The organism is Enterobacter cloacae complex sp. P18RS (genome assembly GCF_014982105.1).
GTDB lineage: Bacteria > Pseudomonadota > Gammaproteobacteria > Enterobacterales > Enterobacteriaceae > Enterobacter > Enterobacter hormaechei_C.
In genome coordinates this window covers 42,007-64,335 of record NZ_JADCKV010000026.1, presented here as the reverse complement: position 1 = coordinate 64,335, position 22,329 = coordinate 42,007, and the positions used below count along the sequence as shown (strand labels likewise).

Annotated in this window: 22 protein-coding genes; 10 read left to right on the top strand and 12 right to left on the bottom strand. The window is 56.1% G+C overall.

What is annotated here, in order from left to right; genetic code table 11:
* The first annotated feature begins 36 nt into the window (after positions 1–36).
* The 5 genes from cysZ to crr all read left to right on the top strand — a co-directional run bounded on the left by cysZ (position 37) and on the right by crr (position 4,831).
* The gene (gene cysZ / locus INF61_RS19310) at positions 37–798 is read left to right on the top strand and encodes a sulfate transporter CysZ (protein WP_006811452.1); all 762 of its coding nucleotides are present in this window, start codon (positions 37–39) and stop codon (positions 796–798) included.
* A gap of 163 nt (positions 799–961) precedes the next feature.
* Entirely contained in the window at positions 962–1,933 is a 972-nt protein-coding gene (cysK, locus tag INF61_RS19305; RefSeq protein ID WP_006811453.1) for a cysteine synthase A, read from the top strand.
* A 317-nt stretch (positions 1,934–2,250) separates the two neighbouring features.
* Positions 2,251–2,508, top strand: coding sequence for a phosphocarrier protein Hpr (gene ptsH / locus INF61_RS19300; protein WP_000487600.1), 258 nt, complete (start codon positions 2,251–2,253; stop codon positions 2,506–2,508).
* 45 nt (positions 2,509–2,553) lie between these two features.
* Positions 2,554–4,281, top strand: coding sequence for a phosphoenolpyruvate-protein phosphotransferase PtsI (ptsI, locus tag INF61_RS19295; RefSeq protein ID WP_006811455.1), 1,728 nt, complete (start codon positions 2,554–2,556; stop codon positions 4,279–4,281).
* A 40-nt stretch (positions 4,282–4,321) separates the two neighbouring features.
* Positions 4,322–4,831 carry a PTS glucose transporter subunit IIA gene (gene crr / locus INF61_RS19290; protein WP_003861316.1) on the top strand — a complete coding sequence of 170 codons (510 nt, stop codon included), beginning with the start codon at positions 4,322–4,324 and terminating at the stop codon, positions 4,829–4,831.
* Positions 4,832–4,875: 44 nt separating this feature from the next.
* Here the strand turns inward: crr and pdxK are convergent, their stop codons facing one another.
* The 10 genes from pdxK to INF61_RS19240 all read right to left on the bottom strand — a co-directional run bounded on the left by pdxK (position 4,876) and on the right by INF61_RS19240 (position 13,222).
* The gene (pdxK, locus tag INF61_RS19285; RefSeq protein ID WP_193548010.1) at positions 4,876–5,712 is read right to left on the bottom strand and encodes a pyridoxine/pyridoxal/pyridoxamine kinase; all 837 of its coding nucleotides are present in this window, start codon (positions 5,710–5,712) and stop codon (positions 4,876–4,878) included.
* A 5-nt stretch (positions 5,713–5,717) separates the two neighbouring features.
* Positions 5,718–6,629 carry a cysteine synthase CysM gene (gene cysM, locus INF61_RS19280; RefSeq protein WP_017383476.1) on the bottom strand — a complete coding sequence of 304 codons (912 nt, stop codon included), beginning with the start codon at positions 6,627–6,629 and terminating at the stop codon, positions 5,718–5,720.
* Between the two features lie 118 nt (positions 6,630–6,747).
* Positions 6,748–7,842, bottom strand: a complete 1,095-nt coding sequence (gene cysA / locus INF61_RS19275; RefSeq protein ID WP_017383477.1) for a sulfate/thiosulfate ABC transporter ATP-binding protein CysA — start codon at positions 7,840–7,842, stop codon at positions 6,748–6,750.
* Positions 7,832–8,707: a sulfate/thiosulfate ABC transporter permease CysW gene (gene cysW / locus INF61_RS19270; protein ID WP_003861305.1), complete on the bottom strand. Its 876-nt coding sequence runs from the start codon at positions 8,705–8,707 to the stop codon at positions 7,832–7,834. Before cysW ends, cysA begins: the two co-directional genes overlap by 11 nt.
* On the bottom strand, positions 8,707–9,540 hold the full coding sequence (gene cysT, locus INF61_RS19265) for a sulfate/thiosulfate ABC transporter permease CysT (RefSeq protein WP_017383478.1): 834 nt from the start codon (positions 9,538–9,540) through the stop codon (positions 8,707–8,709). Before cysT ends, cysW begins: the two co-directional genes overlap by 1 nt.
* Entirely contained in the window at positions 9,540–10,553 is a 1,014-nt protein-coding gene (locus INF61_RS19260; RefSeq protein WP_032649009.1) for a sulfate ABC transporter substrate-binding protein, read from the bottom strand. Before INF61_RS19260 ends, cysT begins: the two co-directional genes overlap by 1 nt.
* Before the next feature lie 176 nt (positions 10,554–10,729).
* The gene (locus INF61_RS19255; RefSeq protein ID WP_193548009.1) at positions 10,730–11,629 is read right to left on the bottom strand and encodes a Dyp-type peroxidase; all 900 of its coding nucleotides are present in this window, start codon (positions 11,627–11,629) and stop codon (positions 10,730–10,732) included.
* A 92-nt stretch (positions 11,630–11,721) separates the two neighbouring features.
* Positions 11,722–12,297 (bottom strand): RpoE-regulated lipoprotein, encoded by a 576-nt coding sequence (locus tag INF61_RS19250; protein WP_015572220.1) that lies wholly within the window; start codon positions 12,295–12,297, stop codon positions 11,722–11,724.
* A gap of 63 nt (positions 12,298–12,360) precedes the next feature.
* Positions 12,361–12,810, bottom strand: coding sequence for a DUF2919 domain-containing protein (locus INF61_RS19245; protein ID WP_003861294.1), 450 nt, complete (start codon positions 12,808–12,810; stop codon positions 12,361–12,363).
* Positions 12,797–13,222, bottom strand: a complete 426-nt coding sequence (locus tag INF61_RS19240; RefSeq protein WP_003861292.1) for a GNAT family acetyltransferase — start codon at positions 13,220–13,222, stop codon at positions 12,797–12,799. Before INF61_RS19240 ends, INF61_RS19245 begins: the two co-directional genes overlap by 14 nt.
* A gap of 212 nt (positions 13,223–13,434) precedes the next feature.
* Between INF61_RS19240 and amiA the strand changes: the two genes are divergently transcribed.
* Positions 13,435–14,310, top strand: coding sequence for an N-acetylmuramoyl-L-alanine amidase AmiA (amiA, locus tag INF61_RS19235; protein ID WP_045328430.1), 876 nt, complete (start codon positions 13,435–13,437; stop codon positions 14,308–14,310).
* Positions 14,310–15,209, top strand: a complete 900-nt coding sequence (gene hemF / locus INF61_RS19230; RefSeq protein ID WP_048973695.1) for an oxygen-dependent coproporphyrinogen oxidase — start codon at positions 14,310–14,312, stop codon at positions 15,207–15,209. Before amiA ends, hemF begins: the two co-directional genes overlap by 1 nt.
* A gap of 53 nt (positions 15,210–15,262) precedes the next feature.
* On the opposite strand, the gene maeB is transcribed toward hemF, so the two are convergent.
* Positions 15,263–17,542, bottom strand: coding sequence for an NADP-dependent oxaloacetate-decarboxylating malate dehydrogenase (gene maeB / locus INF61_RS19225; protein ID WP_023295115.1), 2,280 nt, complete (start codon positions 17,540–17,542; stop codon positions 15,263–15,265).
* Between the two features lie 286 nt (positions 17,543–17,828).
* On the opposite strand from maeB, the gene tal reads away from it, so the two are divergent.
* Together tal and tkt are read left to right on the top strand one after the other, a co-directional pair.
* Positions 17,829–18,779 (top strand): transaldolase, encoded by a 951-nt coding sequence (gene tal / locus INF61_RS19220; RefSeq protein ID WP_015572217.1) that lies wholly within the window; start codon positions 17,829–17,831, stop codon positions 18,777–18,779.
* Between the two features lie 19 nt (positions 18,780–18,798).
* Complete coding sequence (gene tkt, locus INF61_RS19215; RefSeq protein WP_023295116.1) at positions 18,799–20,787, top strand: transketolase; 1,989 nt, start codon at positions 18,799–18,801, stop codon at positions 20,785–20,787.
* Positions 20,788–20,874: 87 nt separating this feature from the next.
* On the opposite strand, the gene INF61_RS19210 is transcribed toward tkt, so the two are convergent.
* Positions 20,875–21,207 (bottom strand): tRNA-binding protein, encoded by a 333-nt coding sequence (locus INF61_RS19210; protein ID WP_017383485.1) that lies wholly within the window; start codon positions 21,205–21,207, stop codon positions 20,875–20,877.
* A 138-nt stretch (positions 21,208–21,345) separates the two neighbouring features.
* Between INF61_RS19210 and ebgR the strand changes: the two genes are divergently transcribed.
* Entirely contained in the window at positions 21,346–22,329 is a 984-nt protein-coding gene (gene ebgR, locus INF61_RS19205) for a transcriptional regulator EbgR (protein ID WP_015572215.1), read from the top strand.

Sequence of the window (22,329 nt, the reverse complement as noted above, 5' to 3'; positions counted from 1 at the left end):
ATTCCACTGGTTGTGTAAAAAGGAGTACAGCCTGGTATGGTTTCAACATCTTCTTCTGCCCCACGCAGCGGGGTCTGGTACTTTTCTCAGGGCTGGAAACTGGTCTCCCTGCCGGGCATTCGACGCTTCGTTATTTTGCCGTTACTGATCAACATTATTCTGATGGGCGGGGCCTTCTGGTGGCTGTTCACCAGACTGGAAAGCTGGATCCCTTCCCTGATGAGCTATGTGCCGGACTGGTTACAGTGGCTAGACTACCTGCTCTGGCCGATTGCGGTTATCTCCGTGCTGCTGGTTTTCGGTTATTTCTTTTCGACGATAGCAAACTGGATAGCCGCGCCGTTCAACGGTCTGCTGGCCGAACAGCTGGAAGCGCGCCTGACCGGTGCGACGCCACCTGACACGGGCGTACTGGGGATCGTGAAAGATCTCCCCCGCATCATGAAGCGTGAATGGCAGAAGTTCGCCTGGTACCTGCCGCGGGCGATTGTGCTGCTTATTCTTTATTTTGTACCCGGGATTGGCCAGACGGTCGCGCCCGTGCTGTGGTTCCTGTTCAGCGCCTGGATGCTCGCTATCCAGTACTGTGATTATCCGTTCGATAACCACAAAGTGCCGTTTAAAGAGATGCGCACTGCCCTGCGCACTCAGAAGGTTGCCAACATGCAGTTTGGCGCGCTGACCAGCCTGTTCACCATGATCCCTTTCCTGAATTTGTTCATCATGCCCGTCGCCGTTTGCGGCGCGACGGCGATGTGGGTGGACTGCTACCGTGCTAAGCACGCGTTATGGAAGTAATGCAAAAATGTGTAAAAGAGGGGTGGCTTATGCCGCCCCTTATTCCATACTGATCCCCATTATTTCCTTGCAGCATATAGATATGCGATTTCCTTACTTCCCCATACCTGTTCAACAGGTATGCTGGGTCGGTATCCCAATTTCATACAGTTAAGGACAGGCCATGAGTAAGATTTATGAAGACAACTCGCTGACTATCGGTCATACGCCCCTGGTTCGACTGAACCGTATCGGTAATGGACGCATTCTGGCGAAGGTCGAATCTCGTAACCCAAGCTTCAGCGTTAAATGCCGTATCGGTGCGAATATGATTTGGGATGCTGAAAAGCGTGGCGTGCTGAAACCTGGCGTTGAGCTGGTTGAACCCACCAGCGGCAATACCGGTATCGCTCTGGCCTATGTTGCGGCGGCGCGTGGCTATAAGCTGACGCTGACTATGCCTGAAACCATGAGCATTGAGCGTCGTAAGCTGCTGAAAGCGCTGGGTGCGAACCTGGTCCTGACCGAAGGCGCAAAAGGCATGAAGGGCGCGATTCAGAAGGCCGAAGAAATTGTTGCCAGCGATCCGGCAAAGTATCTGCTGCTCCAGCAGTTCAGCAACCCGGCCAACCCGGAAATTCATGAGAAAACCACCGGCCCGGAAATCTGGGAAGATACCGACGGTCAGGTTGATGTGTTTATCTCCGGCGTAGGCACCGGCGGTACGCTGACCGGTGTGTCTCGCTATATTAAAGGCACGAAAGGTAAAAAAGATCTGATTACCGTTGCCGTTGAGCCAACCGACTCACCGGTTATCGCTCAGGCGCTGGCAGGCGAAGAGATCAAACCTGGCCCACACAAAATCCAGGGTATCGGCGCTGGCTTTATTCCAGGCAACCTGGATCTGAAGCTGATCGATAAAGTCGTCGCCATTACCAATGAAGAAGCCATCTCCACGGCGCGTCGCCTGATGGACGAGGAAGGCATTCTGGCGGGTATCTCTTCCGGTGCGGCGGTTGCGGCAGCCCTCAAACTGCTGGAAGATGAAACCTTTACCAATAAGAACATTGTGGTTATCCTACCGTCTTCGGGTGAGCGTTACTTAAGCACAGCACTGTTTGCCGATCTCTTCACAGAGAAAGAACTGCAACAGTGATGCCAGCATGTTAAAAACGCGTAAAAAAGCACCTTTTCAGGTGCTTTTTTGTGGCCTGCTTCAAAGTTTTACCCCTCCTGGCATTGCTTCACCCCGTTGGGTCTGGTATTTAAACCAGCAATTATTTTGATGCGCGAAATTAATCGGTGAACGAAATAGCGCTGCTGAATCGATTTTATGATTTGGTTCAAGTCTTGCTTTCACTGCATAATGTTTAATGACGATTGAAACGTCAGCGCTAACTATACAGGCTAAAGTTAAGTCGCCAGGCTAGACTTTAGTTCCACAACACTAAACCTATAAGTTGGGGAAATACAATGTTCCAGCAAGAAGTTACCATTACCGCTCCGAACGGTCTGCACACCCGCCCTGCTGCTCAGTTTGTTAAAGAAGCGAAAGGCTTCACTTCTGAAATCACCGTGACTTCCAACGGCAAAAGCGCTAGCGCAAAAAGCCTGTTCAAGCTGCAAACTCTGGGCCTGACTCAGGGTACCGTTGTTACCATCTCCGCTGAAGGTGAAGACGAGCAGAAAGCAGTTGAGCATCTGGTTAAGCTGATGGCTGAACTCGAGTAAGTTTACCGGGTTCTTTTCAATATCAGTCACAAGTAAGGTAGGGTTATGATTTCAGGCATTTTAGCATCCCCGGGTATCGCTTTCGGCAAAGCATTGCTGCTGAAAGAAGACGAAATCGTCATTGACCGGAAAAAAATTTCTGCCGACAAGGTTGATCAGGAAGTTGAACGTTTTCTGAGCGGTCGTGCCAAGGCATCTGCGCAACTGGAAGCGATTAAAACTAAAGCTGGCGAAACTTTCGGTGAAGAAAAAGAAGCCATCTTCGAAGGGCACATTATGCTGCTCGAAGATGAGGAGCTGGAGCAGGAAATCATAGCCCTGATTAAAGATAAAGGCATGACGGCCGACGCGGCTGCGCATGAAGTTATCGAAGGTCAGGCATCTGCCCTGGAAGAGCTGGACGATGAATACCTGAAAGAACGTGCGGCTGACGTACGTGACATCGGTAAGCGCCTGCTGCGCAACATCCTGGGTCTGGCCATCATCGATCTGAGCGCGATTCAGGACGAAGTCATCCTGGTTGCCGCTGACCTGACCCCGTCTGAAACCGCACAGCTGAACCTGAACAAGGTGCTGGGTTTCATTACTGATGCAGGTGGACGTACCTCCCACACCTCAATCATGGCGCGTTCTCTGGAGCTGCCAGCCATTGTGGGTACCGGTAGCGTTACCTCCCAGGTGAAAAACGACGACTATCTGATTCTGGATGCCGTAAACAATGTGGTTTACGTCAACCCAACTAACGATGTGATCGAGCAGCTGCGTTCCGTTCAGGAGCAGGTTGCTACCGAGAAAGCGGAACTCGCTAAACTGAAAGATCTGCCAGCTATCACGCTGGACGGCCATCAGGTTGAAGTGTGCGCTAACATCGGTACCGTACGTGACGTTGACGGCGCTGAGCGCAACGGCGCGGAAGGTGTAGGTCTGTATCGTACTGAATTCCTGTTCATGGATCGCGACGCTCTGCCAACGGAAGAAGAGCAGTTTGCAGCGTACAAAGCGGTTGCGGAAGCGTGCGGCTCGCAGGCTGTAATCGTCCGTACTATGGACATCGGTGGCGACAAAGAGCTGCCGTACATGAACTTCCCGAAAGAAGAGAACCCGTTCCTGGGCTGGCGTGCCGTGCGTATCGCCATGGATCGCAAAGAGATCCTGCGTGACCAGGTTCGCGCTATTCTGCGTGCCTCCGCTTTCGGTAAACTGCGCATCATGTTCCCGATGATCATTTCTGTTGAAGAAGTGCGTGCACTGAAGAAAGAGATCGAAATCTACAAACAGGAACTGCGCGACGAAGGTAAAGCATTTGACGAATCCATTGAGATCGGCGTGATGGTGGAAACACCGGCAGCCGCGACCATTGCGCGTCATTTAGCCAAAGAAGTTGATTTCTTTAGTATCGGTACCAATGATTTAACGCAGTACACCCTGGCAGTTGACCGTGGTAATGATATGATTTCACATCTCTACCAGCCAATGTCACCGTCCGTACTGAATTTGATCAAGCAAGTTATTGATGCTTCTCATGCAGAAGGTAAATGGACTGGCATGTGTGGTGAGCTTGCAGGCGACGAACGTGCTACACTTCTGTTGCTGGGTATGGGTCTGGACGAATTCTCTATGAGCGCCATTTCCATCCCGCGCATTAAGAAGATTATCCGTAACACGAACTTCGAAGATGCGAAGGTGTTAGCAGAGCAGGCTCTTGCTCAACCGACAACGGACGAGTTAATGACGCTGGTTAACAAGTTCATTGAAGAAAAAACAATCTGCTAATCCACGAGATGCGGCCCAATTTACTGCTTAGGAGAAGATCATGGGTTTGTTCGATAAACTGAAATCTCTGGTTTCTGATGACAAGAAAGACTCCGGAACTATTGAGATTGTTGCTCCGCTCTCCGGCGAGATCGTCAACATCGAAGACGTGCCGGATGTAGTGTTTGCTGAGAAAATCGTTGGTGATGGCATTGCTATCAAACCAACTGGCAACAAAATGGTTGCTCCAGTTGACGGCACCATCGGTAAAATTTTTGAAACCAACCATGCGTTCTCTATCGAATCCGATAGCGGTATCGAACTGTTCGTTCACTTCGGTATCGACACCGTTGAACTGAAAGGCGAAGGCTTCAAACGTATCGCGGAAGAAGGCCAGCGTGTTAAAGTTGGCGACCCGGTAATTGAATTCGATCTGCCGCTGCTGGAAGAAAAAGCGAAGTCTACCCTGACTCCGGTTGTTATCTCCAACATGGACGAAATCAAAGAACTGATCAAACTGTCTGGCAGCGTCACCGTGGGTGAAACCCCGGTTATCCGCATCAAGAAGTAATTCTTGCCGCACAGAAAAATGGCGCCTTCGGGCGCCATTTTTGTTTATGCCGGCAGAATAAGCTCGTCATAGCCTTTCGACTGCGTGTAGATCATAACGTCAGTCACCCGATCGCCCGCCATGCGAATGGCATCGGCAACGGTCTTCCCTCCCACAATGCCGCTGACCAGCTCTGAACAGAACAGATCGCCCGTTCCTTTCAGATCCGTCTCTACGCGCGGGTGCGCGCTTACGGTAACACCTTCTTCGCTCACCAGCACGACGTGGATATTCTGCGGATCGTCAGCCACTGGCGCGCTGGTGATCGCCACCCATTTCAGCGAGTCGGACAGCAGCCCCTGCGCGGCGGCAATGGCGCTCTCCGGCGTACGGCACGGTTTGCCGCTCAGCACTTCCAGTTCATACACGTTGGGCGTAATGCCCTGGGCCAGCGGGAGCAGATGCTCACGGTAGGCTTCAGGAATATCCGGCTTCACGTACATCCCGCTATCGATATCCCCAATTACCGGGTCGACCAGCACCAGCAGATCGGGATGTTGCACTTTGATTGCCTTCAGCCACTGCGCCAGCAGCGCGATCTGGCTGGCGCTGCCCATATAGCCGGTGGTGACCGCTTTAAGCTCGCGCAGGATCTCGCGCTCTTCCAGCGCCTTAAGGTAGCCGCTGAACCACTCGTCCGGGATCACCCCGCCGTAGAAGGTGTCGTAGTGCGGCGTATTGCTGAACAGCACCGTTGGCACGGCGGTAACGTTCAGCCGGTGGGTGCGAATATTCGGCACCGCGATGCTGTTTCCCACGCTGCCGTACACCACCTGCGACTGAACGGCGACAATATCGGTTTGCTGCGCCCGGGTGTTATCCCGGAATAAAATCATCTCCATGACGCTTAAATCCCCGCCCCCTGCGAATAACTCTCTTCACCAAAGACGCCGGTAGACAGATAACGGTCGCCGCGATCGCAAATAATCGCTACGACCACCGCCCCCGGCGTGGACTCAGCCACCCGGATCGCACCCGCTACGGCACCGCCAGAGCTGACGCCGCAGAAGATACCTTCACGCACGGCCAGCTCACGCATGGTATTTTCCGCCTCGCGCTGATGAATATCCAGCACCTGGTCCACAAGCTGCGCATTAAAGATGCCCGGCATATACTCCGCCGGCCAGCGGCGGATGCCCGGAATGCTGCTCCCCTCTTCCGGTTGCAGGCCGACAATCGTCACCGGCTTCTCCTGTTCGCGCAGAAAGCGTGACACACCGGTGATCGTGCCCGTGGTCCCCATGCTGGAGACAAAGTGGGTGATGCGCCCGTCGGTTTGCTGCCAGATTTCCGGGCCGGTGGTGGTGTAGTGCGCGTACGGGTTGTCCGGGTTGTTGAACTGGTCGAGAAGCTTGCCTTCCCCGCGCTCCGCCATCGCTAACGCTAAATCTCGCGCCCCTTCCATCCCCTGCTCTTTGCTCACCAGAATCAGCTCGGCTCCATAGGCGCGCATGGCGGCCCGGCGCTCCTGGCTCATGTTATCCGGCATCAGCAACTTCATGCGGTAGCCTTTCAGGGCGGCAATCATTGCCAGCGCGATACCGGTGTTACCGCTGGTGGCTTCGATCAGCACGTCGCCGGGCTTAATTTCACCGCGCTTTTCGGCCTGGACAATCATCGACAGCGCCGCCCGGTCTTTTACCGACCCCGCCGGGTTATTGCCTTCGAGTTTGACCCAGATTTCGCTGCCGTTATCAGGCCCCATGCGCTGAAGTTTGACCAGAGGGGTGTTGCCGATGGTGTGTTCGAGTGTATTCACGATTTTTACTCAATAAAAAAGCCGGGTGGCGCTTAGCTTACCCGGCCTACAAGACGCAGTGATAACTGTAGGCCCGGTCAGCGCAGCGCCACCGGGCGATAAACATACTAATAACCTATCAGGCTGACTCCGCCAGAGCAATATCCTCGCGCGTTTCAATGCGCTCGTTACCGTGATAAATGCGCGCGTGTTGCAGCCCGACAAACAGGCGCTCCCCCCGGTGCGGCGGCACGTCGTCACGCATAACCACGGTCAGCGGCTCGGTGTACCAGCCCAGGGGCTGTACCACCAATTGGGTGTAGTGCCCTTTAGGGCTAGCTTCCAGCACCTGCACCGGAAGCGGTGAATCCAGGCTGGTACGGCGGCTGACGTCCACTTCCCACGGACGCAGGAACAGATCCACTGGCCCCTGATGCGCGGAGGTATACCCCAGCGGCCAGCGGTGCGCGCCAACGTGGAACTGACCGCCGCGAATGGTACCCTGAAGGCGGTTTACTTCCCCCATAAACTCCAGCACAAAGCGGGTCGCCGGTTCACGCCAGAGCTGCTCTGGCTCGTCAACCTGCTCAATGTTGCCCTGACTCATTACCACCACGCGATCGGCCACTTCCATCGCCTCTTCCTGATCGTGGGTCACGAAAACGCTGGTGAACTGGAGTTCCTCATGCAGCTGACGCAGCCAGCGGCGCAGCTCTTTTCGCACCTGTGCATCCAGCGCGCCAAACGGTTCGTCCAGCAGCAGGATTTGCGGTTCAACGGCTAACGCACGCGCCAGCGCCACGCGCTGCTTCTGCCCGCCGGAAAGTTGAGCCGGGAAGCGGTCCGCCAGATGCGCAAGCTGCACCATCTCCAGCAGTTTGGTCACTTTCGCTTTGATGGCGGCGGCATCTGGACGTTCACGACGCGGCAGCACGGTCAGGCCAAACGCGATGTTGTCGAATACCGTCATGTGGCGGAACAGCGCATAATGCTGAAATACAAAGCCCACTTTACGGTCGCGGGCGTGCAGGCGGCTAACGTCCGTACCGTGGAAGCGAATATGTCCGCTGGTCTGGTGTTCAAGCCCGGCGATAATACGCAGCAGCGTGGTTTTACCGGAGCCAGACGGCCCCAGCAGCGCCACCATTTGTCCGGAAGGGATATCCAGCGAGATATCATTCAGCACCTGGGTGCGACCAAAAGACTTCTTAATATTGGCAATCTCAATGCTCATGATTTCCCTCCTGATGCTGACGTTTTTCCTGATTCTCTAAACGCCACTGCACCACACTCTTCAAAAACAGGGTCAAAATCGCCATCAGCGTCAGCAACGCTGCGGCAGTAAAGGAACCGACGGTGTTGTAGTCCTGTTCCAGTAATTCAATCTGTAACGGCAGCGACAGGGTTTCGCCGCGAATCGAGCCGGATACCACCGACACCGCGCCAAACTCACCGATCGCACGGGCGTTGGTCAGCACCACGCCGTAAAGCAGTGCCCAGCGGATATTCGGCAGCGTGACGCGGCGGAACATCTGCCAGCCGGAAGCGCCGAGCAGCACCGCGGCTTCATCTTCATGGCTGCCCTGGCTGAGCATCACCGGCACCAGCTCGCGCACCACGAACGGACAGGTGACAAAGACGGTCACCAGCACCATCCCCGGCCAGGCGAACATGATTTGCAGGTCGTGCTCATCCAGCCAGCCGCCCAGCGGGCCATTGGAGCCGTAGAAGAGCAGATAAACCAGACCCGCCACCACCGGAGACACCGCAAACGGGATATCCAGCAGGGTCAGCAGCAGCTGACGCCCCGGGAAGTTAAAGCGCGTTACCAGCCAGGCCAGCAATACGCCAAACACCAGATTCACCGGGACGGTGATCAGGGCAATCATCACCGTCAGCCAGATGGCGTGGAGCATGTCCGGATCGGCCAGGTTTTGCAGCGCGGGCATAATCCCTTTGCTGAAGGCCTGCACGAAGATGTACACCATCGGCACGACGAGAATGAATGCGGAGACCAGCACGCCGGTACCAATCAGAAACCATTTGCCCCAGTTGATGCGGGGCGCGTCATAGCGCTTCAATTGCGTAACTTCCGCCATCAGTGACCTACCACACGTCGACCAAAGCGACTTTGCAGAGTGTTAATCGAAAACAGTAGCAGCAGCGACGCGGCAAGGATCACCGAGGCAATCGCGCTCGCGGCCGGATAATCAAACTCCTGCAAACGGACAAAAATCATCAGCGAGGTCACTTCGGTTTTCCACGCGATGTTCCCGGCGATAAAAATGACCGCGCCAAATTCACCGAGGCTGCGGGTAAAGGAAAGCGCCACCCCCGCCAGCAAGGCCGGAGAAAGTTCCGGCAGCACAACCTTACGGAAACTCTGCCAGCGCGTGGCGCCCAGGGTTTCCGCGGCCTCTTCGTATTCGGGGCCTAACTCTTCCAGCACCGGCTGCACGGTACGTACCACAAACGGGATGCTGGTAAAGGCCATCGCCACCGCGATACCGATCCAGGTATAGGTCACTTTAATATCAAACTTCGCCAGCCATTCGCCGTAAAAGCCGTTCACGGAGAACAGCGACGCCAGCGTCAGACCGGCCACCGCCGTCGGCAGGGCAAACGGCAGATCCATCAGGGCGTCGAGCAGCGTGCGGCCCGGGAAGCGATAGCGGGTTAAGATCCATGCCATCAGCAGGCCAAACACGCCGTTAAAAATCGAGGCCACGAACGCAGACAGCAGCGTGACCTTGTAGGCCGCCACCACCTGCGGATTGGTGACCACTTCCCAGTACTGGGACCAGCTCATCTCAGCGAGCTGCATCACCAGAGCGCTGAGCGGTAACAATAAAATCAGACAGACGAACAGCAGGCTGGTCCCGAGGCTTAAGGTAAAACCCGGCAGCACACGTCTTGTTGATCCTGCAAACATTACTTACGCCCCGCCGCCAGCAATTTGTCTAACTCACCGCCGCTGGCAAAATGCGTTTTCATCACCTCAGGCCAGGCGCCGAAATGATCTTCCACGCGGAACAGCTCGGTCTGCGGGAATTTGTCTTTCAGCTTGTTCATCACGTCCGGATTATTAACGCGGTAGTAATAGTCAGTAATCACCGTCTGCGCCTGCGGGCTGTACAGATAGTTGAGATAGGCTTTTGCCGCTTTCTCTGTGCCGTTGGCTTTGACGTTTTTATCCACCCACGCCACCGGGAACTCGGCCAGAACGTTGGTTTTCGGGATAACCACTTCGAAGCCCTGCGCTTCGTACTGTTTACGAATATTGTTCACTTCGGATTCAAAGCTGATCAGCACATCGCCCAGCCCGCGCTCGGCGAAAGTGGTGGTTGCGCCCCGGCCGCCGGTGTCAAACACTTCGACATTTTTCAGGAACTGGGTCATAAACTGTTCGGTTTTCGCTTTATCGTTACCGTCAGCTTTGTCCGCCGCGCCCCACGCCGCCAGATAGGTATAACGCGCGTTGCCGGAGGTTTTCGGATTCGGGAAAATCAGCTTGACGTCAGAACGCACCAGGTCGTTCCAGTCGTGAATGTTTTTCGGGTTGCCCTTGCGCACCAGGAAGCCCATGGTGGAGTAGAACGGCGAACTGTTGTTCGGCAGGCGGCTTTGCCAGTCCGCCGGGATCAGCTTGCCTTTGTCGTGCAGGATCTGCACGTCCGTGACCTGGTTGTAGGTCACCACATCCGCTTTCAGCCCCTGCAAAATGGCCAGCGCCTGCTTGGATGAGCCAGCGTGCGACTGTTTGATGGTCAGCTTGTCGCCGTTGTTCTCTTTCGCCCACTGCTGTTCAAATGCGGGATTAAGGGCGGCAAACAGCTCGCGCGAAACATCATAAGAACTGTTCAGCAACTCGGTTGCCTGCGCCTGCGCCACCAGCAGTAAACCTGCCAGTGCCAGCGATCCTTTTTTCAGTACAGTAACGGCCATTGCGCACCCTTATAAATGTGATGACTATCTTATAGTCATAATATTTATAACGGAGTCTAAAGGAGTAACGGTTTTATATACCGTTTGGTGATTTAGAAGCAGAAAAGGGAATAAGGGGTGCGGGAGAAATTGCCGGGTGGCGCTAACGCTTACCCGGCCTACGAATGGAGAGCGATTTACAGCGCCAGCAGGCGCTCAACGGACGGCGCAAAGTAGTAGCCGCCGGTCACGGGACGGGTGAAGCGCAGCATGGCGTCACGCTTGCCGTCGGTATCGCCAAACATGCTCAGCAGCTGCTGTTCGATGTTGTAGAGGCGCGCACAGTAAGCGCAGAAGTACAGGCCGTGCGTACCGCTCGCGGTGCCGTACGGCAAGCTCTGGCGAACAATCTTCAGCCCCTTACCGTCTTCTTTAAGGTCAACGCGGGTCAGGTGGGACGTGACCGGACGCGCATCGCCGTCAATCTCTTCATTGGCGTCTTTGGTGCGGCCAATCATCATCTCCTGGTCATGCACGCTCATGCGGTTGAGCTGCCTGAGGTTATGCTCCCAGCGCTGGACGAACACGTAGCTGCCGCCCGCGTCCACGCCCTCCTTGATTACAGCCACCTCGCGACGCGTCTCTTCCCCGGCCGGGTTTTCGGTGCCGTCGACGAAGCCGCTCAAATCGCGCTCTTCCACCCAGCGGAAACCGTGGATCTCTTCCAGCACGTCGATGCTGTCACCAAAGGCCTCAATCGCTGCCTGAGCGACGGAGAAATTCACGTCATGGCGCAGGGAGAGGATATGAATCAGGACGTCATACTGGGTGGCGGGCGCAAGACCTTTGCCATAAGGAATAAAGTCTTTCAGCTCTTCTGCGCCTTCGCCGCCGCTCAGCTGACGCCAGACGGTGTTGCCAAAGGCAACCACCGCGCCCAGATGGGCTTCGGGGAATTTGGCCTGAAAGGTGGCCAGTTTATCAACGAAAATTTTGCTGGCCGCGCGCAGGGCATCCACGTCCCCTTTGACGTTGGCTTCAATCCAAATCGCCGCGCGGCAATGTTCTGGCAAAATGCCACTCTGAACCTGAGACATCGCTCCTCCTGAAAAAAAGATGCCACGACAGCGTGGCATTGATGGCGGCTATTATACCTGGATTACAGCGAGGCGGCTTGCTCAGGCGCAAATTACTGCTTCCAGATAATTTTGCTCACTTTCCACTTTTTCAGGGTGTCGTCAGAGGGCATTAACCCTTCCGGACCGTTCCAGGTGCCGCTGAATACATAGCTAATGTGCTGGCTGCCGTCGGCCTTACACTCGACCGCCACGCTATCATCCGACGGCACGCTGGCGCAGTGGCCAAACGCTTTCTGGTAGAGCTCGCCAAACGGCGTACCTACCTTCACGCCACCTGAGGTCGGGATCTCTTCATCCATCACCGCAATGCGGTTGACCGTACCTTTATCGCCGTTGATGACCATCGCCACCTTGTCGTCTTTCAACGCTTCGAAATAGCGCACGATGTTGCCGTTCTCGGTTTTCATGCCGCTGCGCAGGCGATAATCACTGCCGATGGCCTCCTGAATGGCATCCTGATCCAGCGCCGTCGAGGCGGTGATTTTGCCCACGCCCTGCTCGGTCACTTCCGTTGAGGAGCCAAACCAGTTCCACGGATAGGCCGCAGACCAGTTGATGGATGAGAGCGTGGAACAGCCGGTTAACGCCAGCGGGAGAGCGCATAAAAGTAAACGCAGCGATTTCATTGAGACGTCCTTACGTAGTAAATCAACGCTTGTTGGAGTGCAGTATCGGCAAAAAGTGCCGTTTTAATCTGACTCTTGCGTAAAACAGGCGCGTAAACGGGGATTCGTGACCAGCCACAGCAGCGCGACAATATCCGCCACCACCAGCGCAATCCCGATACCGGAAAGCGGCTCGCCGTACAGCCAGAGCACGGGCTGCCAGACCAGGAGCACAACCTGCGCCAGAATCAACAGCCAGCGAAGTGCGCGCCAGAAGCGCGGGAGGAACTGCCGCCGACCGCTGCACAGGAACGCCAGCACCGCCGGTACACCGGGCAGTAACCCCAGCCAGAACGCATCGTGATCGGGATAAAAGAGATTCAGTAGCGTATCGCCCTGCCCGCGTGACGCGCCAGCCATCACGAACAGCACCCAGGTGCGGGCCTGCAACAGCAGAACGCACCAGAATAAAAAAGGCAGACGCAGACGACCGTGAACATCATAGTCGCCAGGGTGGAACTCAGTACTCTTCATCTTCGATCAGGCGCTTACCCAGCGTCAGTACATCCGCGTGCTCGTAGCCCAGACGTTCATACATGCCCAGCACCACGTCGTTATCTTCCCGCACCATAATCTGGATTTTCGGGCAGCCACGGGCGATCAGTTTCTTTTCCAGACGGTTAAGCAGCGCGTTGGCGATGCCGCGCGCGCGATATTCCGGGTGCACGCCCAGATAGTAGGCCGACCCGCGGTGGCCGTCGTACCCGCCCATTACCGTCCCGACCACCTCGCCGTTGACCTCAGCGACCAGAAACAGACTGACGTCGTGATTCACCTTCCGTTCGATGTCCATTTCCGGATCGTTCCACGGACGCAGCAGATCGCAGCGCTCCCAAAGGGTGATCACCTCTTCGAAATCTTCCTGGCGAAAAACGCGTATCTCCATGGTATTAACCGCCTTTTCGGGTTTAAAAACAGTGATTATGGCGTGAACAGGGCATTTAGCCAATAACCGGGGAAAAACTCGCCAAAATTTGGCATAATGTCACTTTGTCACGTATTGAAATGAAAAGTAAAACAATTCTCAATAAGGAATGTCGTCACGCAAAACGCGATACGATATAACACCAGGACCCCAATTTTTACAATTCAGGCCGCATGAGCACATTCAAACCATTAAAAGCACTCACATCGCGTCGTCAGGTTCTCAAAGCGGGGCTGGCGGCCTTAACGTTAACAGGCATCGCAAAGCAGGTTCAGGCAAAAGAAGAGAGTTCGCTTAAAACAAGTAACGGACACAGCAAGCCGAAAACCAAAAAAGCCGGCGCAAAGCGTCTGGTCATGCTCGATCCGGGCCACGGCGGGATCGACACCGGCGCCATTGGCCGAAACGGGTCGAAAGAAAAACACGTCGTGCTGGCAATTGCAAAAAATGTGCGCGCAATTTTACGCAGCAACGGCATTGACGCCCGCCTGACGCGCACGGGCGACACGTTTATCCCGCTGTACGATCGCGTGGAAATTGCCCATAAGCACGGCGCCGACCTGTTTATGTCCATTCACGCGGATGGCTTCACAAACCCTTCCGCCGCAGGCGCATCGGTGTTCGCCCTCTCCAACCGTGGCGCCAGTAGCGCCATGGCGAAATACCTCTCCGATCGCGAAAACCGGGCGGATGAAGTGGCCGGGAAAAAAGCCACCGACAAAGACCATCTGTTGCAGCAGGTTCTGTTTGATCTCGTGCAGACCGATACCATCAAAAACAGCCTGACGCTCGGCTCGCATATCCTTAAACGGATTAAGCCCGTGCACCGTCTGCACAGTAAAAGCACCGAGCAGGCCGCGTTTGTGGTGCTGAAGTCCCCGTCCATTCCGTCCGTGCTGGTGGAAACCTCGTTCATTACCAACCCGGAAGAGGAGCGTTTACTCGGCACCACGGCGTTTCGTCAGAAGATCGCGAACGCTATCGCCTCCGGGGTCATCAGTTATTTCAACTGGTTCGATAATCAAAAAGCGCACTCCAGGAAACGTTGATGAAACCGAATGCACAGCTGGTCAAAACTTTCCTGATGCAGTTACAGGACGCGATTTGCCAGAAACTGGCCGCCGCAGACGGCGGTGAATTCCAGGAAGATGCCTGGCAGCGCGAAGCGGGCGGCGGCGGGCGCAGCCGCGTGCTGCGTAACGGTGGCATTTTTGAACAGGCCGGGGTCAACTTCTCCCACGTCCACGGTGATGCAATGCCGGCGTCCGCCACGGCGCATCGGCCTGAACTGGCGGGCCGCAGCTTCGAGGCGATGGGCGTCTCGCTGGTGGTGCATCCGCATAACCCGTTTGTGCCAACCAGCCACGCCAACGTGCGCTTTTTCATCGCGGAAAAACCGGGGGCCGATCCGGTCTGGTGGTTTGGCGGCGGTTTCGACTTAACGCCTTACTATGGCTTCGAAGAGGACGCCGTGCACTGGCACACCACCGCGCGCGACCTCTGCCTGCCGTTTGGCGAAGACGTTTACCCGAAATACAAAAAGTGGTGCGATGATTATTTCTATCTGAAGCATCGCGACGAGCAACGCGGCATCGGCGGGCTGTTCTTTGACGATCTCAACACGCCGGATTTTGATACCGCGTTCAGCTTTATGCGCGCAGTGGGTGAAGGCTTTACCGATGCCTATCTGCCGATTGTCGAACGCCGCAAAAACACCGACTACGGCGTTCGCGAGCGTGAGTTCCAGCTGTACCGCCGCGGGCGTTACGTGGAGTTTAACCTGGTATGGGATCGCGGGACGCTGTTTGGCCTGCAAACCGGTGGGCGCACGGAGTCCATTCTGATGTCGATGCCGCCGCTGGTGCGCTGGGAATACAGCTTTGAACCCAAAGAAGGCAGCCCGGAGGCTGCCTTGCGTGAGTTTATTCGGGTCCGGAACTGGGTGTAACCCCCTCACCCCTGCCCTCTCCCAAAGGGAGAGGGTTAGGGTGAGGGTAAAAATTACAGCGGCTGCGTCTGTGCCTCAACCACCGCTAGCGCCACCATGTTGACGATACGACGCACGGAGGCAATCGGCGTTAATACATGTACCGGTTTTGACACCCCCATCAGCACTGGCCCTACGGTCACCCCTTCAGAACTCGACACACGCAGCAGGTTATAGCTGATACGCGCCGCTTCTACGTTCGGCATAATCAGCACGTTCGCGGAGCCTTTCAGCGGGCTGTCCGGCATACGTTCATTACGAATGCTCTCCACCAGCGCGGCGTCGCCGTGCATCTCGCCGTCGATCATCAGTTCCGGCGCACGCTCGCGCACCAGGTCCAGCGTCTGGCGCATTTTGCACGCCGCCGCGGATTTGGATGACCCGAAGTTAGAATGCGACAGCAGCGCCACTTTCGGCTCGATACCAAAGCGGCGCACGGTTTCCGCCGCCATCACGGTGATTTCCGCCAGTTCGTCCGGGGAAGGATCGTCGTTGACGTAGGTATCGGCGATAAAGGTGTTACCGCTTGGCAGCAGCAGCGCGTTCATTGCGCCGGCAGTATGGACACCCTCGCGATAGCCGAAGATCTCCTGCACCACGCTGAAATGCTCATGGTACTCGCCGATGGTGCCGCAGATCAGCGCATCCGCCTCACCGCGGTGAACCATGATCGCGCCGATCACCGTGGTGTTGCTGATAACCGCCCGCTGCGCCTGCTCCTGGGTGATCCCACGACGCTTCATGATCGAATAGTATTCGTTCCAGTACTCTTTGAAGCGCGGATCGGATTCGTTATTGACGATCTCAAAGTCGACGCCCGGCTTAATTTGCAGGCCCAGCTTCTGGATACGCATCTCGATCACGCTCGGACGACCAATCAGGATCGGTTTCGCCAGCCCTAAGGTGATCAGCTCCTGAGTGGCATGCAGCACGCGCGCCTCTTCCCCTTCCGCCAGCACCACGCGCTTCGCGTCAGCGCGCGCCTGGGAGAAGATCGGCTTCATAAACAGGTTGGTTTTGTAGACGAACTCGGTGAGTTTATCGACGTAGGCATCGAAATCTTCAATCGGCCGCGTCGCCACGCCTGAGTCCATCGCCGCTTTGGCCACCGCTGGCGCGATCTTCACGATCAGACGCGGGTCAAATGGTTTAGGGATAATGTAGTCCGGGCCGAAGCTCAGATCCTGATCGCCGTAGGCGGAGGCCACCACTTCGCTCTGCTCGGCGTGCGCCAGCTCTGCGATAGCATGAACGGCGGCGAGCTTCATCTCTTCGTTGATTGCCGTAGCGCCGACGTCCAGCGCACCGCGGAAGATGAACGGGAAGCAGAGCACGTTGTTCACCTGGTTCGGGTAGTCCGAACGTCCGGTACAGATGATCGCGTCTTCACGCACTGCCTTCGCCAGCGGCGGCAGAATTTCCGGCTCCGGGTTCGCAAGGGCCAGGATCATTGGCGCGCGCGCCATCTTCTGCACCATCTCCTGGGTCAGTACTTTCGGGCCTGAACAGCCGAGGAAAATGTCGGCACCTTCAATGACGTCTTCTAGCGTGCGCTTGCCGTCGTCTTCCACCGCATAGGCCGCCTTGGTTTCAGCCATGTTTGGCTCGCGGTCTTTGTAAATCACGCCTTTGGAGTCGCAGACCACGATGTTGTGTTTCTGCATGCCCAGCGCCACCAGCAGGTTCATACAGGCGATGGCCGCGGCGCCAGCGCCGGAGACCACCATGCGCACGTCGGAGAGGTTTTTCTCCACCACACGCAGACCGTTCAGAATGGCGGCGGTACTGATAATCGCCGTGCCGTGCTGGTCGTCATGGAACACGGGAATGTTCATACGCTCGCGCAGCTTCTGCTCGATATAGAAACATTCCGGCGCTTTGATGTCTTCCAGGTTGATGCCGCCGAAGGTCGGCTCCAGCGCCGCCACCACGTTGATGAATTTATCCGGGTCCAGTTCGTCCACTTCGATATCGAAGACGTCGATACCGGCAAATTTCTTAAACAGAACGCCCTTCCCTTCCATCACCGGCTTACCGGCCAGCGCGCCAATGTTCCCTAACCCCAGTACCGCCGTACCGTTAGAGATAACGGCCACCAGGTTGCCACGGGCGGTGTATTTGTACGCTGCCAGCGGATCTTTTTCGATTTCAAGGCACGGGGCAGCTACGCCTGGCGAGTAGGCCAGCGCCAGATCGCGCTGGGTCGCCAGCGGTTTGGTCGGGGATACCTGGATTTTACCCGGAACAGGAAACTCGTGAAAATCGAGAGCGCTTTGTTTTAACTGATCATCCATCTTGTTATTCCTTTCACGTTTCGGTCAAAAAGGGTGATATTGACGTTCCTATGCACACCCTGGTGTGCCGCATAGTATCGCCGCAGGCAGGCTCCTAAACTTTGAAGGCTGCCAAACTCTCACCATTGCAGAATAAAAATTGTTATCAATTTATAACAGCCATGTTACCCGTCTCAGACAGCAATGCCTCCCCCGTCTGCTATGCTTTTTTGTTAAGTCCATCATGATTTTCTCAGAAGTGTGACCTGACGCACTCGACTAACTCTTTTATTTCCAAGGAGTAATTATGAACCAGCTAGACGGCATCAAACAATTTACCACCGTGGTTGCAGACAGCGGCGACATCGAATCGATTCGTCACTACCAGCCGGAAGACGCGACCACCAACCCCTCGCTGCTGCTCAAGGCGGCCGGTCTTGCGCACTTTAGTCATCTGATTGATGACGCCCTAGCCTACGGCAAACAGCGCGGGAAAACGCAGGAGCAGCAGGTCGCCGAAGCCAGTGACAAGCTGGCGGTCAATATCGGTGCGGAAATTCTTAAAAGCATACCGGGACGCGTCTCCACCGAAGTGGATGCCCGCCTCTCATTCGACCAGGAAAAGAGCATTAGCAAGGCTCGCCGCCTGGTGGAACTCTACCAGGAGCAGGGGATCGATAAATCACGCATCCTGATCAAGCTTGCCTCCACCTGGGAAGGCATCCGCGCGGCGGAAGTGCTGGAGAAAGAGGGGATCAACTGTAACCTGACGCTGCTGTTCTCCTTCGCCCAGGCGCGTGCCTGCGCCGAAGCGGGCGTGTTCCTGATTTCACCGTTTGTCGGGCGTATCTACGACTGGTATCAGGCAAAACAGCCGATGGATCCGTATGTGGTGGACGAAGATCCCGGCGTGAAATCGGTGCGTAATATCTACGATTATTACAAGCAGCACCGCTACGAGACCATCGTGATGGGGGCCAGCTTCCGCCGCACCGAGCAGATCCTCGCGCTCGCGGGCTGCGACCGGCTGACCATCTCCCCTGACCTGCTGAAAAAGCTTCAGGAGAGTGAAGAGACGGTGATCCGCAAGCTGGTGCCAACCTCCACCGTTCTGCCAAAACCAAAACCCATGACCGAAGCGGAATTCCGCTGGGAGCACAATCAGGATCCAATGGCCGTGGAAAAACTGGCGGACGGCATCCGTCAGTTCGCCGTCGACCAGCGCAAACTCGAAGATCTTCTCGCCGCCAAACTTTAACCTTGCCACGGAGTGAACTATGTCCCGTAAAGAGCTCGCCAACGCCATTCGCGCCCTCAGCATGGATGCCGTACAAAAAGCCAATTCCGGCCACCCTGGCGCCCCCATGGGGATGGCTGATATCGCCGAAGTGCTGTGGAACGACTTCCTGAAGCACAACCCTACCGATCCGACCTGGTACGACCGCGACCGTTTTATTCTTTCCAACGGGCACGCCTCGATGCTGCTCTACAGCCTGCTGCACCTTTCCGGCTACGATCTGCCGCTTGAGGAATTAAAAAACTTCCGCCAGCTGCACTCCAAAACGCCGGGCCACCCGGAGATCGGCTATACGCCGGGCGTTGAAACCACTACCGGCCCGCTGGGCCAGGGGCTGGCGAATGCGGTTGGCCTGGCGATTGCCGAACGTACGCTGGCCGCGCAGTTCAACCAGCCCGACCACGAGATTGTCGATCACTATACCTATGTCTTTATGGGCGACGGCTGTCTGATGGAGGGGATCTCTCACGAGGTCTGTTCTCTGGCGGGCACCCTGGGGCTGGGCAAGCTGATTGGCTTCTACGATCACAACGGTATCTCCATTGACGGGGAAACCGAGGGCTGGTTTACCGACGATACGGCGAAACGCTTTGAAGCCTATCACTGGCACGTGGTGCACGAGATCGACGGTCACGATCCAGAGGCGGTGAAAAAAGCGATTCAGGAAGCGCAGAGCGTGAAGGACAAACCGTCCCTGATCATCTGCCGCACCACCATCGGCTTCGGCTCGCCGAACAAAGCGGGCAAAGAGGAGGCGCACGGCGCGGCGCTGGGTGAAGAGGAAGTGGCGCTGACCCGCCAGAAACTGGGCTGGAAACACCCGGCCTTTGAGATCCCAAAAGAGATCTACAAGGCCTGGGATGCTCGCGAAACAGGTGAAAAAGCGCAGCAGGCCTGGAACGAGAAGTTTGCCGCCTACAAAAAAGCGTATCCGGAGCTGGCGGCTGAGTTTACCCGCCGCATGAGCGGCGGCCTGCCGGAAGACTGGGAAGAGAAAACTCATGCGCTGATTGAGAACCTGCAATCCAACCCGGCGAAAATTGCCACCCGTAAGGCATCACAAAACACCCTGAACGCGATTGGCCCAATCCTGCCCGAACTGCTGGGCGGCTCGGCGGATCTGGCGCCAAGTAACCTTACCATCTGGTCCGGCTCTAAATCCCTGAAGGAGGACATTGCCGGGAACTACATCCACTACGGCGTGCGCGAGTTTGGGATGACCGCCATTGCCAACGGCATCGCCCACCATGGCGGCTTCGTGCCGTACACCGCCACCTTCCTGATGTTTGTCGAATATGCCCGTAACGCGGCGCGTATGGCGGCCCTGATGAAGGCGCGGCAGATCATGGTGTATACCCACGACTCTATCGGGCTGGGTGAAGATGGGCCGACGCACCAGGCGGTAGAGCAGCTGGCGAGCCTGCGCTTAACGCCAAACTTCAGCACCTGGCGTCCTTGCGATCAGGTGGAAGCGGCAGTGGGCTGGAAGCTGGCCGTAGAGCGTCATAACGGACCCACGGCGCTGATCCTGTCGCGCCAGAACCTGGCGCAGATCGAGCGCACGCCGGAGCAGGTGAAAAATATCGCCCGCGGCGGGTACATCCTGAAAGACAGCGGCGGCAAGCCAGACGTGATCCTGATCGCCACCGGTTCCGAGGTGGAAATCACGGTAAAAGCGGCGGAGAAACTGACCGCCGAGGGTCACGCGGTGCGCGTGGTTTCACTCCCTTCAACGGATATCTTTGATGCTCAGGATGAGGCGTACCGCGAATCGGTGCTGCCTTCAAACGTCGCGGCGCGCGTGGCGGTTGAAGCTGGCATTGCCGACTACTGGTACAAATACGTGGGCCTGAAAGGGGCAATTGTCGGGATGCATGGTTACGGTGAATCCGCCCCGGCCGACAAGCTGTTCCCATATTTCGGCTTTACCGTTGAGAACGTGGTGGAGAAGGCGCTAAGCGTGCTGTAGTGCTTTTGCCGGGTGACGCTGTCGTTTACCCGGCCTGCGGTTCGAGGCTTTGTAGGCCGGGTAAGGCGTAGCCGCCACCCGGCTTTTTCACACCACTCTTACCCCTGCCGCCATCACCCGCTCCGGCGTTAATAACACACTTTCTCGGGCGTCATCGGTTTCCGCGCAGAGCAACATGCATTCAGATGTTTCACCGCGCATTTTAGCCTTTGCCAGGTTACACAACACCACCACCGTTTTGCCCATCAGCTCCTCTTCCCGGTAATACGGCACCAGGCTGGTGACGGTTTGCAACGTTCTGTCTCCCACCTCTATCTGCGCAATATAGAGCTTGTCCGCATTGGCGTGACGTTTAACGTCAACAATCTTCCCCACGCGGATCTCGAGCTTTGCAAAATCATCGTATGCTACCGTTTCCACTTTTGCCTCCTTGGTAAAATTTTACTAAATACTAACATGGTAACTGGCGAGGGCAACAGGGATGTTATTTACTAAAAATTAATGCATGTCCGAACGCATCCTTTACAATAAGCTATCTCGTGGGGAATGAGGACAAACATGGCAACGCTGAAAGACATCGCGACGGAAGCTGGCGTCTCGCTGGCAACGGTATCCCGGGTTTTAAACGATGACCCGACGCTGAATGTGAAAGAAGAGACGAAACACCGCATTCTCGAGATTGCCGAGAAGCTGGAATACAAAAGCACGACCTCCCGTAAAATGCAGTCTGTCGCTGCCGGTCAGCAACATATTCTGGCGCTCTACAGCTACCAGCAGGAACTGGAGATCAACGACCCTTACTATCTTGCCATTCGCCACGGCATTGAGACGCAGTGCGAAAAACTGGGGGTCGAACTGAGTAACTGCTACGCTAATGCCACCCTGCCGGAGCTGAAAAAGCTCACCGGGGTGTTGATTGTAGGCAAACCCTCCCCTGCGCTTCGACGTGCGGCAATGTCGTTGACCGACAACGTCTGTTTTATCGACTTTCACGAGCCAGGCAGCGAGTACGATTCTGTCGATATTGACCTTTCGCGCATCAGCAAGCAGATCGTGGATTTCTTTATTGCTCAGGGAGTTAAGCGGATTGGCTTTATCGGCGGCGAAGATGAGCCAGGCAAGGCTGATATTCGGGAAGCCGCCTTCGTGGAGTACGGGCTCCTGAAAGGGGTGGTATCGGAACAGGACATCTGGCGCGGCGGTTTTTCCAGTTCGTCCGGTTATGAACTGGCAAAAATCATGCTGGCACAACAGTGCTGGCCTTCCGCCTTGTTCGTGGCCTCCGATTCCATCGCCATCGGGGTGTTACGCGCCATCCACGAAAAAGGGCTGGCGATCCCGGAAGATATTTCACTGATCAGCGTGAACGACATTCCAACCGCCCGCTTTACCTTCCCGCCTCTTTCCACCGTGCGCATTCACTCTGAAATGATGGGCAGCCAGGGCGTTAATCTGCTGCTGGAAAAGGCCCGCGATGGCCGCGCACTACCGCTTCAGGTCTTTGTCCCGAGCGTACTGAAGCTGCGCGGCACCACCCGCTGA